This is a genomic window from Cryobacterium sandaracinum, from assembly GCF_004403415.1.
GTDB classification, from domain to species: Bacteria; Actinomycetota; Actinomycetes; order Actinomycetales; family Microbacteriaceae; genus Cryobacterium; species Cryobacterium sandaracinum.
Genome location: NZ_SOGO01000020.1, coordinates 49,631 through 59,541, shown reverse-complemented (window position 1 = coordinate 59,541; position 9,911 = coordinate 49,631). Strand labels below are relative to the sequence as shown.

The following is a 9,911-nucleotide window of genomic DNA, read 5'->3' as shown; positions in this document are numbered from 1 at the left end:
CCGCAACGATCGCCGCTCGGCGGTGACCCACCCGGTCCACGACAACCCCGCCGAGCGCCCCGCCGACCACAACCGGGGCGGTAGCGAAGAATGCCGCGATTCCCACCTCAACGCCCGACCCGCCGAGGCCGAGGACGTAGAAGGGGATGGCGAACGCTGTGATCACGTTGCCCGTTTGCGAGATCGCGTGGGCAGCCAGCAGGGCCGAGAGGGCGCCGGTTGCGCGGCGGTCCCGAGGCAGCGCCTCGTTCATGTTCTTGCTCATCGGCGGTCTGACTCAGGGACGGCGATAGGCCTGGTAGACGAGCACCACAGGCTCGGCGCCATCGGCCGTCGCCGGGTCGTGAGCAGCGCTCGCGTCGACCCACCGGGTGACCAGGGCTTCGAGCTCGGCCCGCATAGTGCCCAGTTCCTCGACCGTTAGACGCAGGCTGCGATCCCCGCTCGCGCCTGCCGCGACCCACTCACGAGGCAGGGCAGGTGTCGCGTCGATGTAGTCCGTAAACCGGGCGGCGTAGGCCTGAGCAATCGACTTCTGCAGAACAGAAGACGCCGCGAGCTTATCGGGGTCGTCGAGCAGATCGGCGGGCTCCCAACTGGTCAGTAGGGTCGTGGCCTTCCACCAACGTTCGCGGTGGTCGGTGCTCTGAGCCTCGGCCGGCTCGATCAGGGCGATGGAAGCAAGCTTGCCGAGATGGTAGCTGATGGTACCGGGAGCCTCATCAACGACGTCGCCGAGCTGCGCGGCAGTCAACGGGCCGCGTTCGCGAAGCAGACCGAGCAGACGCAACCGGGTCGGATGCGCGAGGACCCGCATGGATGCAGCCGAGCTGAGCGTGGTGCGTGAAGCGTCGCGGGGGGACATACCGCTGACCCTATAAGAACAACAGTTATTGCTCAATGATTGTTGCGCGATGACTGGTACTCGAGCGCCCTCTCGCTCCTAAGCTGAGCCCATGGTCAACGAGGCGAAACATGAGGGCCGGGCTCTTCGGATCGAAGGTTTGGTGAACGCACGCGATCTCGGTAGCCTCCCACGACAACTCACGGCACGACAATAGAGGGCGCATTTCGCTCCGCACTTCTCGGCCTCGACCTGGTCACACTCCTCGAATCCCCGGGACTCAACGACGCCAACCGGGCCGCGGTCACGAACTGGCGAGGCTCCGTCTGACCCGGGTGCACGACATTTCGCCCTGAGGTTCCGCTTGCAGCCTTTAGGTTGGTGGGATGGATGAAGAGGTTCTGGCCGGTGGAAACTCGAGCATGGTCGTGCGGGTGGGCGATACCGTTCACCGCCCCGCCGGTCCTTGGACTCCCGCGGTACATCAACTTCTGAGCACACTCCGCGCGGCGGGAGTGACGGCAGTACCTGAGCCCTTCGGCATGGACGAGCAGGGCCGCGAAGTGCTCTCCTACCTTCCGGGAATCGTCGGCAACTACCCGTTGCCCAGCTGGATCTGGTCGTCGACGATCCTGCACGAGGCTGGGTCCTTGCTCCGACGGGTACATGACGCGAGCGCACCCCTCGCGCACGCGGCCGCTGAATGGCAGTTGCCTGCACACGAACCAATCGAGGTGGTGTGCCTGAACGACGTCGCACCGTACAACATGGTCTTCCAAGACGGGCACATCACCGGTCTCATCGACGTTGACATGGCCTCCCCCGGGCCACGGATTTGGGACCTCGCGTACCTCGCATATCGACTCGTCCCGCTCGGCGAGTACGCAGACCCTGACGCTCCGGACTGGGATGCTCGCCTCGGCCGGCTCGATGCGCTCATTCGCTCCTACGGCCATGAGTTCGACCAGGCTGCCGTTCTTCGGGCGGCAGCGCACCGCATGGAGGATCTGGCCGTGTTCACGGATCAACGTGCCGCCGACACGGGCCGCAATGATTTCCTGGAGCATGCCGCACTGTACCGCCGCGACCGCGACCGACTTCTCGACATGATCGCAAGCCTGAAGGCCCCGTGAACGCGGATATCCAGGTAGTCCAAGTCAACGATCCACGCTTGAAGCGTCTAACCGAGGCGGGGTACTTCGTTGTCGGCGAATCGTGGGGTGCCCGCCTGCGCCTGAGCGATCCACCCAACCTGACGGTTCTGCACGCCGCCGTCGTCGCGGCAACAGGCCAAGGATTCCGGATCGAGGAACTCGATGCCAGCTGGGCGCCTCAGGTCACAGCACTCGAAGCCATGAACCACGCCGACTACCCGTACACGCCAGCGACATCCGTGCCCCACCGCGACGAGTCCGACGTGCTCGACCTGTGGACATTCGGCTGCCGTCTCTTTGGCGCCATCCATGACGGACAACTCGTGGCCGTCAGCGTAATGAGCCTGACTGCCGCGCGCGCGGAAACCGAATTCACTTCCGTCCACCGCACTTACCGCCGACGAGGGCTCGCCGTTGCCGTCAAGGCCGCATCGATCACGGCGTTGGCCCACGACGGCGTCAGGATCTTCGGCACGGGTGGTGCTCAAGTCAACGCCGGCAGCATCCGTATGAACGAACACCTCGGCTACGCCATCGAAGAACGCTGGCTCAGCCTCACCGTGCCGCATTAGAACAAGAACACACGCGCTCGGAGGAGGTTTCTACACGGCCACTATCCCTGGGCGGCGGTTCATGCCCTGAAGCGGCGTTCAGGCCCAAGGCGGCGGGACCGAGGCGCCGCCACGCAGTGCCACCTGGAGGTTCAAATCGTCACCGGCCTGGAGCTGGCGGCTAGTGAGTGGGTTGAGGAAGCCGAGATCGTCGACCGTGATGCCGAAGCGGTCGGCGATGTCGTTGAGCGTGTCGCCAGCGACCGCCCGGTAGGAGATGGGGGCACCATCGGTTGTGGCGGTGGCGCCGCCGGCGCCGAACCGGGAACCGGTGTCAACGGCGAGCAGCCCGGGCCGGGTGTCCGGCACGTCCCAGGTGATCGTGCCGACCGCCCGGGGAGTGAGCACGCAGCCGTCAGGATCGGTCGTGCTCGGGTCGGTCTCCGTGATGACGGCAGTCAGGAAGTAGCTGGGGTTGCCCCGGGAGTAGTCTCTGTCTCCCAAACTCAGCCCGGGCTGATCGGCGTCCGTGGATAGGTTGCCGAAGGAGAAGTTGTACATGTCGGCCAGGCAAGTCGTGGTCTCCGACCAGGGACTGAAGAACAGTTGCAAGCCTCCGGGAACGTCCGAGTGGAAGTCTTTCAGTGCGACGTCGAACCCGCCGCCTGCGGCCGTGACGACGACGGTTCCGGAGACGGTGTCGTCCCCCGAGGCCGACGTGAGCTCGGCCGTGCCGATGACACCGTCGGGGATGACGACGTCGACCGCGCCGTCGGGCGGGGCCGACGCATCAGTGTGAACGGCCGTGTCGAGCGGTGGAGTCTCAGTTGTCGGCGGCGAGCAAGCCACCAGTCCGAGCACCAGAGCGATGCTCCCCAGAACGGATGTCGTCAGTCGTGGCATCAGGTCCCCTCCCCGCCGGGCCCAGTATGGCAGTCGGCCGCGTCGCCGGTCCAGCCGCGGGCCCGAGAAACGAGATGGCTCGACCGACGTCGCCACCGGACGCACCGGTCGCTATGAACCCTCCCGTTGGCGGTTGGGCTTGCGGGCGAAGCAGGGGGACTTTTCAGTCGCCTGAATTGCCCGGATGCCGCGGTTCAGACGTGCTCGTGGGCTACCTGCCGGGGCTGGCAATGAGGCGCGTCGCGGACCTGCACGCGGGCGAAGCCAAGACCGACGCCCGCGATGCCGCGATCATCGCCCAAGCCGCGAGGAGCCTCCCGCACGCTTTGCGGTCGCTGCAGCTGGCCGATGAGCAGGTCGCTGAGCTCTCGATGCTTTGCGGTTTCGACGACGATATCGTCGGCCAGATCACGGCCACGAGCAACCGTATCCGGGGCCTGCTCGCCCAGATCCACCCTGCCTTGGAGCGGGTCCTGGGCCCGCACCTGGACCATCCGGCGGTGCTGGATCTGCTGCAGCGCTACCCAACGCCAGCGGCGATGAAGGCCGCTGGCCCAACTCGACTTGGCAACCAGCTGCTGAAGTTGGCACCGCGAATGGGCCGGCGCCTCGCGGACGAGATCACCCGGGCGCTGGGCGAGCAGACCGTCGTGGTGACGGGCACGAACGCGACCAGCGTCGTGCTCCCCAAGCGTGCCGAACAGCTCGCCGCGCTCCGCCGGCACTCGCAGACGCGAACCGACTTCCGACCGCCGCTCTAGCTCGGAGCCTGAGTGGGTCCCTGGCCACTCCGATGACAGCTACAAAGCGATGGCACTAGTGAGGTTGACGAGCACATGGTGAGGGGCAACGGCCAGCACCACGTTTGCATATTGGCTGAGTATGGTTACTCGCAATGGTCGATTGGTTCCTTGGGCTGCTGACGCCCGCTCAGTGGGATGCGTGGCGCACCTGGCTCGCGACCGATGGGGGGGCTCACCGCGCTGCTCATCGAAGCCCTCCGGTCCAACGGCTAAATGAGGTCGGGTCCATCCGCTTCCGAGATCAGACGCTTATCGCGACCTTTCCACGGGCGTGCTCGTCGACGAAGTACCGCATGGCAGCGGACACCTCGGCAAGCCCATAGATGCGATCGATTACGGGGGTCACCCGCCCGGCCTCAATCAGGTCGCGTCGCTCGTTCAGCGTTTTCGTGCTGCCATTCTGGGTGAATGGTTTGAGTTTTTGGCCAATGAATGGCGATATGGCAACGGCTTTGAGGATGCGCCCCGTAGGCCCGACCACGCGTCCGCCTGTGCCACTGGAGAGCACGAGGACTCCCTTGGAAATGAGTGCGCTGCGCAATTCGGTCAGCGTGTGGTTCCCGATCAGATCGAAGATGACGTTGTGCCGAGCGGTTCCACGGGTGAAGTCGTCGCGGCCGTAATAGACGACGTGGTCGGCACCGAGTGATTGCACGAGCGCAGCGTTGGCGGCGCTGCTCACGGCGGTGACCTCGGCGCCGAGCGCCTTCGCGATCTGCACAGCGAAAGTCCCCACTCCCCCGGATGCCCCATTGACCAGCACCCGCTGACCGGGCGTCACCGAACCGGCATCGCGCAAGCCGACCAAAGCGGTCATCCCGGACAGAGGCACCGCGGCGGCTTGCTCGAAGGTCAAATTGACCGGCTTTCGCGCCAGAAGGGAGGCGGGTGCGGCGACGTACTCCGCAAAGGTTCCTGAACTGAGCTCTCGTAGACCTCGTCGCCCTGGCGGAAGGCCGTGACGTTGGTGCCGACCGACTCGACGACGCCCGCGACATCCTTGCCCCGCGTCATCGCTTTCGGTCTTCGAGTGCCGAAGGCCAATCGCGCGACAAGCGGTGTGCCCGACATGTGAATCCAGTCGGCATGGTTGAGGCTCGCGGCTACCACGCGGACGAGAACGTCGTTTTGACCAACGACCGGATGGTCGATGTCTTCCACTTTGAGCACTTCTACATCGCCGTAGTCCCGCTGAACTATTGCCTTCAAGATGTGCCTCCTAGTTCGGCTGCAGGGTACCGCTTACCGGTAACGTCTTTCGGCGCTGCGCACAGCCGGGCGGCGGTGACGCGACCGGTGGCCGGGCCGGAGCGGTGCCCAATCACCGCTGGCCTTTTGTGGGACAGGAGACGGTCATGCCCGAGCCGTTACGGCTGCGGTCGTGCCAAAGCCCCGCACAATGAGCCAAATGGCGAAGAACAGCTCGAACAGGCCACCCGGAACGGTGAAAACGAGGCTGGCACCCACTACGCCGGCGAGTTCGAGAAAGCACCCGCCCGCGAATAACGCGTAGCCAATAAATCCCCACACGGCCAGGAACCGTGGCACGAGGCGTGAGCGGTAGAGCGCAATGCAGAACAGCAGGCTACCGACGCCAAGGCCCGCCATCGCAATGTTGTATGCAAGGAAGTTGGTGCCGCCCATTCCTGCGAGTAGCGCGACCGCGCCGACCGCCAAAAACCCACCCTCGAAGATCCGGGTGGCGAGGTAGCTGGCCGCGATTCCGGGAGCGTGTGGCCAAAGGACAGGAAGCATGACAGCTCCGATCGCGATCACGGCCACCGAGTTCAACACCATGAGCACCACTCCTGCGGTGAGGAGGCCGCCGGGGGAAGCGGTCGTCGCGATAGAGCTTCCAGTGCCGTAAAGGAAAAAGGCGGCAAGCATCAGCGCGCCGACGGTGCGGGCAATTGTGCGTGTATTACTCATACGTTTCTCATCTCCAGTCGTCGCACCTTACGGTGTATGGTGAACAGTGCGAAAGTACCATACGGCGTATGGTGATGTCTATGGCGAAGCTTGAAGATAGAACACCGGTCACCCGTGAGCGAGCGATCAGGGTCGCCATGGCGCTGGCCGATGCCGCCGGGATCGAGTTGCTCAGCATGCGCAAGCTGGCCGCCGCACTCGACATAACGGCCATGTCGCTCTACTACCATTTGAAGGACAAGGAAGATCTTCTCGACGGGATGCTCGACATCGTGCACTCCGAATTCGAGACGCCGAGTGCTGGGGACGAGTGGCGGGCGGCCATGCGGAAGCGGGCGGGGTCGACGCGCAGTGTCCTGGCACTGCATCCCTGGGCCATCAGCATGAAGGCCCGCACATCCCCTGGACCGGCGACCCTCGGTCACCTCGATTCGGTCATCGGCTGCTTAACGGCTGCGGGCTTCTCGATGGCCATGACGGGCCACGCCATGTCGATCCTGGACAGTTACGTGCTGGGCTTCGCCCAGCAGGAGGCCTCGCTGCCGCTCGACCCGTCCGGCGACATCGGCGACGCGACCGAAGCCATTATGGCGCAGCAGGAAGCCATGGCCGACTCCTTTAAGAACCTCGCCGCGATGGCAGTATCGCTGATCCTGCAACCCGGATACGCCTTCGGCAACGAATTTGACTTCGGTCTCGAACTGATTCTCGACGGTCTCGAAGTAGCCCTTCTCAGCGACTCCGTTCCTCCTAGTCAGTAACGTTCGGCCGGACAAGGCCAAACACCTTCCATCGGATGAGACCGGCGGACCACCGCTACGGACCTAACCGTCCCGCGACGGTCAACGTACTGCCCGAGAGGACAAAACACCCAGCATTCGAGACAATCCGACGCGCGTGAAAACAGACAAAACAGCTTGAGCGGCGTCGCTGAACACGAATTCGCAGCCACGAAGAGCCGCAAGATCCGCTTAAACCAGAAATCGCTCCTGAGAAGCCTCAGGAGCGATTTCCTTTTGTTTCGACCGGACCGTTTCGTGAAGAGTTTCGTGAACGGCCCTTGGTGGGCTGTTTACGAAAGCTAGCAGGGCGCGGATCGGCGGTGAGGGTTGAACTCCAGTTCCTCCGCAGCCCTCATTCTTTTCCTCCCGGAAGGCCAGCGCCTGACCACTGACTCCCGATCTGACCCAGCGCGAGGCGCGAATTCATTCGCTGCTCGGCCTCAGACGAAGGCGACCGCGCGCACCGGCGCCCCGTCGCCGCCGAGTCGCAGGGGGAAGAAGCCGATCCGCACCTGTGACGGCAGGTCATCCAGGCCGCAGAGGTTCTCGACGATCAGCCCGCCGCGGCCCAGCACGACCTCGTGCACGGGAAAGGCGGCCGACGACGTGCCGGTCGGGTCGGGACTCAGCGTGTCGACCGCGAGGATCCGCATCCCGCGAGCGACGAGTTCGCTCGCGGCACCGGCATCGAGGGCCGGATGCCGCACTGCGCGTGCGTCGCCGAACCACCGCGCCCAGCCCGTGTCGATCACGACGATCGGGGGCAATCGATCCGGTAGCGGATGCTCCGCATTCAGCCGGTCCCACCCGTATACCTCGCCCTCGGCGAGCGCTCGCACCCGCACCACCAGCGCATCGCCGAGGAGCTCGTCGAGGGCCACATCGGCCATTGTCCGGCCACCGGGGACGGTATGGGACGGCGCATCTATGTGCGTCCCGGTATGAGACCCCATTCGCAGCCCTGTCACGGCCACCCCGTCGCGGTCGAGGACCAGCGCGGCTTCGACGTGGACCGCCGGGTCGCCGGGATACACCGGCATCCCGTCGGTGATCGGGTGACTGAGGTCCCGGAGTGCCGCGCGCGGCGGCGCTCCAGGGCCGTCAGCGAGAGGTGTCGGCATCGGCGAGGTGCTGGCTGGGCTCGAAAGGCGTCCTGCTGCGGCGCGCGAGCGAGAAGGCCAAGTACACGGCGAAGGTCAGGAGGAATGCGGGAACGGTCGCACCGAACGGAAGCGGCCACACGTACGCCCACACGTAGGCGGACACCGCACCGACCACCCACGACGCGACAGCGAGCCAATTGATGCCGCCGGTGTACCAGTAGCGACCGCCTTGAGCCTTCAGGATGTCGGCGCTGTAGCTGCCGCGTGCGACGATGTAGTAGTCGACGATCATGATCGCGAAGATCGGTGCGAACAGGGCACCGATCGTGACCAAGAAGGTCGTGAACTGGGCCAGCAGACCGAAGGAGGTCGAACCGATGATCGAGATGAGCCCGAGGACGATCGCGGTGGGCAGGAACTTCACCCGGCGGCCGGGGAGCGCGTTGACCACGCTTGTGACCATGCCGTAGACGACCATCGTGTTCGTCGCCATCACGGATAGGAAGATCGCGACCGCGAACAGGGCGCCGAAGGGTTCGATGATCGTCACAGGGTCGAACGCCATCGCGTCGCCGCCCCGCAGGACGACGTAGCCGATCGCGCTAGCGCCGAGCGTCATCGAGATCACCGTCGACAGGGTGTAACCGATTCCCGAGCCGACCACGCCCGCGCGGGTCGTCGATGCGAAGCGGTTGAAGTCGGCCGAGAGCACCGTCCACGATATGGCGGTCGCGACCACGACATCGAACGCCAGTCCCGGGGAGTAGAACGGCTCGAGCGTCGCCGGGATGGCCGCGAACTCTGCCGGCGGGAACGTAGAGAACGCTACGACGAAGATGTAGGCGGCGATCGCGAGGATGACCGCGGCGAACCACGGTTCCACCCGAGCGACTCCGGCGTGGCCGAAGATCGCAAGGATCACGACGATCGTCTGGCAGAGCACCGCGAAGATGACGGGGTTCGAGAACCCGGTCATCGACGCGACGATGTAGTTGAGGGCGATCCCGGCGAGCATCGCCTGCACCCAGCTCCAGCCCATGAGGATGACCACGTTGGCGGCCACCGGCAGCAGGCTCCCGCGCGTCCCGAACGGTCCGCGCGTGATTGCCATCGTCGGCAGGCCGGTGCGCGTTCCGATCGCACCGACCGTCACGAGCACTGCTGCTCCGACGATCGTTCCGCCCACGATCAGAGCGATGACGAGGCCGAACGGCACATCCGGCACGAAGAGCGTGCCGGTCAGAAGGGTGGTGACCACAAGGTTCGCGGCCAGCCAGATCATGAGTACGCGGCCGAGCGAGTAGGTTCCGCGAACCGGGCCCGCGTCATCTGAGTTGGTGTCCAGTCGGCGGTCGAGACGGGTGTAGAGCGACATCTTTGGGCTCCTCGATGAATAGGGACTGGTCAGGGCTGGGGTGACAGGTGTTCGTGGATGGCGATGAGACCGGCAGAATCAGACCGGAAGACGATCGTTTCGCGCTCCCGGTAAGACATGGGTCCGTCCGCGGTGCTCACGCTCGTGCTGACGGAGTGGGTGAAGACGGCTCCGCCGGGAAACGCCTGCACCGCGGCCGCGCTCGATGCGCAGGATTGCACGCTCCAGCCGCCACCCACCCATTCCTCCCACATGGCTTCGTAGGCAGCCCGGTCCTCGATTCGCGCAGGTTCGGTGTGGAAGACGAAGGTTGCGTCAGGTGCGAAGAGTGAGAAGTAGCGCGGGCCGTCGGTGGCGGCGAACGCCTCGACGATGGCGGATGCCGCGGCACGGACTTCTTCGTCCGTTGGGGTGGGCAGTGTCATGGGTGTCTCCTGCGTCGGGCTTGTCGGTCGGGTTCGGGACTT

Annotated in this window: 11 protein-coding genes and 2 pseudogenes; 4 read left to right on the top strand and 9 right to left on the bottom strand. The window is 65.0% G+C overall.

Annotated elements, in window-relative coordinates; translation table 11 throughout:
- Nucleotides 1–265 (bottom strand): annotated as a pseudogene (locus tag E3T25_RS06440) (MFS transporter); the annotation flags it as partial.
- Nucleotides 266–277: 12 nt separating this feature from the next.
- Nucleotides 278–865: a helix-turn-helix domain-containing protein gene (locus tag E3T25_RS06435; RefSeq protein WP_134341905.1), complete on the bottom strand. Its 588-nt coding sequence runs from the start codon at nucleotides 863–865 to the stop codon at nucleotides 278–280.
- Nucleotides 866–1,230: 365 nt separating this feature from the next.
- Between E3T25_RS06435 and E3T25_RS06430 the strand changes: the two genes are divergently transcribed.
- Together E3T25_RS06430 and E3T25_RS06425 are read left to right on the top strand one after the other, a co-directional pair.
- Nucleotides 1,231–1,977, top strand: coding sequence for a phosphotransferase (locus E3T25_RS06430; RefSeq protein WP_134341904.1), 747 nt, complete (start codon nucleotides 1,231–1,233; stop codon nucleotides 1,975–1,977).
- A 38-nt stretch (nucleotides 1,978–2,015) separates the two neighbouring features.
- Entirely contained in the window at nucleotides 2,016–2,570 is a 555-nt protein-coding gene (locus tag E3T25_RS06425; protein WP_134373162.1) for a GNAT family N-acetyltransferase, read from the top strand.
- A 78-nt stretch (nucleotides 2,571–2,648) separates the two neighbouring features.
- Here the strand turns inward: E3T25_RS06425 and E3T25_RS06420 are convergent, their stop codons facing one another.
- Nucleotides 2,649–3,452 (bottom strand): LysM peptidoglycan-binding domain-containing protein, encoded by an 804-nt coding sequence (locus tag E3T25_RS06420; RefSeq protein WP_134373159.1) that lies wholly within the window; start codon nucleotides 3,450–3,452, stop codon nucleotides 2,649–2,651.
- A gap of 188 nt (nucleotides 3,453–3,640) precedes the next feature.
- Here E3T25_RS06420 and E3T25_RS06415 point away from each other — a divergent pair.
- A pseudogene (locus E3T25_RS06415) lies at nucleotides 3,641–4,174 on the top strand (IS110 family transposase); the annotation flags it as partial.
- Between the two features lie 322 nt (nucleotides 4,175–4,496).
- Here the strand turns inward: E3T25_RS06415 and E3T25_RS17175 are convergent.
- The 3 genes from E3T25_RS17175 to E3T25_RS06405 all read right to left on the bottom strand — a co-directional run bounded on the left by E3T25_RS17175 (nucleotide 4,497) and on the right by E3T25_RS06405 (nucleotide 6,184).
- The gene (locus E3T25_RS17175) at nucleotides 4,497–5,111 is read right to left on the bottom strand and encodes an NAD(P)-dependent alcohol dehydrogenase (protein WP_198415644.1); all 615 of its coding nucleotides are present in this window, start codon (nucleotides 5,109–5,111) and stop codon (nucleotides 4,497–4,499) included.
- Nucleotides 5,108–5,464, bottom strand: coding sequence for an alcohol dehydrogenase catalytic domain-containing protein (locus tag E3T25_RS17170; RefSeq protein ID WP_198412245.1), 357 nt, complete (start codon nucleotides 5,462–5,464; stop codon nucleotides 5,108–5,110). The genes E3T25_RS17175 and E3T25_RS17170 overlap by 4 nt, the downstream gene beginning before the upstream one ends.
- 144 nt (nucleotides 5,465–5,608) lie before the next feature.
- On the bottom strand, nucleotides 5,609–6,184 hold the full coding sequence (locus E3T25_RS06405; RefSeq protein WP_104100439.1) for a DUF4386 domain-containing protein: 576 nt from the start codon (nucleotides 6,182–6,184) through the stop codon (nucleotides 5,609–5,611).
- Between the two features lie 137 nt (nucleotides 6,185–6,321).
- Here E3T25_RS06405 and E3T25_RS06400 point away from each other — a divergent pair, with 137 nt between their 5' ends.
- Entirely contained in the window at nucleotides 6,322–6,945 is a 624-nt protein-coding gene (locus tag E3T25_RS06400; RefSeq protein WP_198415646.1) for a TetR/AcrR family transcriptional regulator, read from the top strand.
- A gap of 461 nt (nucleotides 6,946–7,406) precedes the next feature.
- Here the strand turns inward: E3T25_RS06400 and E3T25_RS06395 are convergent, their stop codons facing one another.
- From E3T25_RS06395 to E3T25_RS06385, 3 genes are read right to left on the bottom strand one after another with little or no spacing between them, the layout of a single operon-like run.
- Nucleotides 7,407–8,087, bottom strand: a complete 681-nt coding sequence (locus E3T25_RS06395) for a cyclase family protein (RefSeq protein ID WP_134373156.1) — start codon at nucleotides 8,085–8,087, stop codon at nucleotides 7,407–7,409.
- Complete coding sequence (locus E3T25_RS06390; RefSeq protein ID WP_134373153.1) at nucleotides 8,068–9,444, bottom strand: purine-cytosine permease family protein; 1,377 nt, start codon at nucleotides 9,442–9,444, stop codon at nucleotides 8,068–8,070. The genes E3T25_RS06395 and E3T25_RS06390 overlap by 20 nt, the downstream gene beginning before the upstream one ends.
- Nucleotides 9,445–9,473: 29 nt before the next feature.
- Complete coding sequence (locus tag E3T25_RS06385) at nucleotides 9,474–9,869, bottom strand: YybH family protein (RefSeq protein ID WP_104100435.1); 396 nt, start codon at nucleotides 9,867–9,869, stop codon at nucleotides 9,474–9,476.
- Between the last annotated feature and the right edge of the window lie 42 nt (nucleotides 9,870–9,911).

Excerpts from the sequence above, each read along its gene's own strand:
- E3T25_RS06435 (WP_134341905.1), bottom strand. The coding sequence starts at position 865 with ATGTCCCCCCGCGACGCTTCACGCACCACGCTCAGCTCGGCTGCATCC.
- E3T25_RS06430 (WP_134341904.1), top strand. The coding sequence starts at position 1,231 with ATGGATGAAGAGGTTCTGGCCGGTGGAAACTCGAGCATGGTCGTGCGG.
- E3T25_RS06420 (WP_134373159.1), bottom strand. The coding sequence starts at position 3,452 with ATGCCACGACTGACGACATCCGTTCTGGGGAGCATCGCTCTGGTGCTC.
- E3T25_RS06405 (WP_104100439.1), bottom strand. The coding sequence starts at position 6,184 with ATGAGTAATACACGCACAATTGCCCGCACCGTCGGCGCGCTGATGCTT.
- E3T25_RS06400 (WP_198415646.1), top strand. The coding sequence starts at position 6,322 with ATGGCGCTGGCCGATGCCGCCGGGATCGAGTTGCTCAGCATGCGCAAG.
- E3T25_RS06395 (WP_134373156.1), bottom strand. The coding sequence starts at position 8,087 with ATGCCGACACCTCTCGCTGACGGCCCTGGAGCGCCGCCGCGCGCGGCA.
- E3T25_RS06390 (WP_134373153.1), bottom strand. The coding sequence starts at position 9,444 with ATGTCGCTCTACACCCGTCTCGACCGCCGACTGGACACCAACTCAGAT.
- E3T25_RS06385 (WP_104100435.1), bottom strand. The coding sequence starts at position 9,869 with ATGACACTGCCCACCCCAACGGACGAAGAAGTCCGTGCCGCGGCATCC.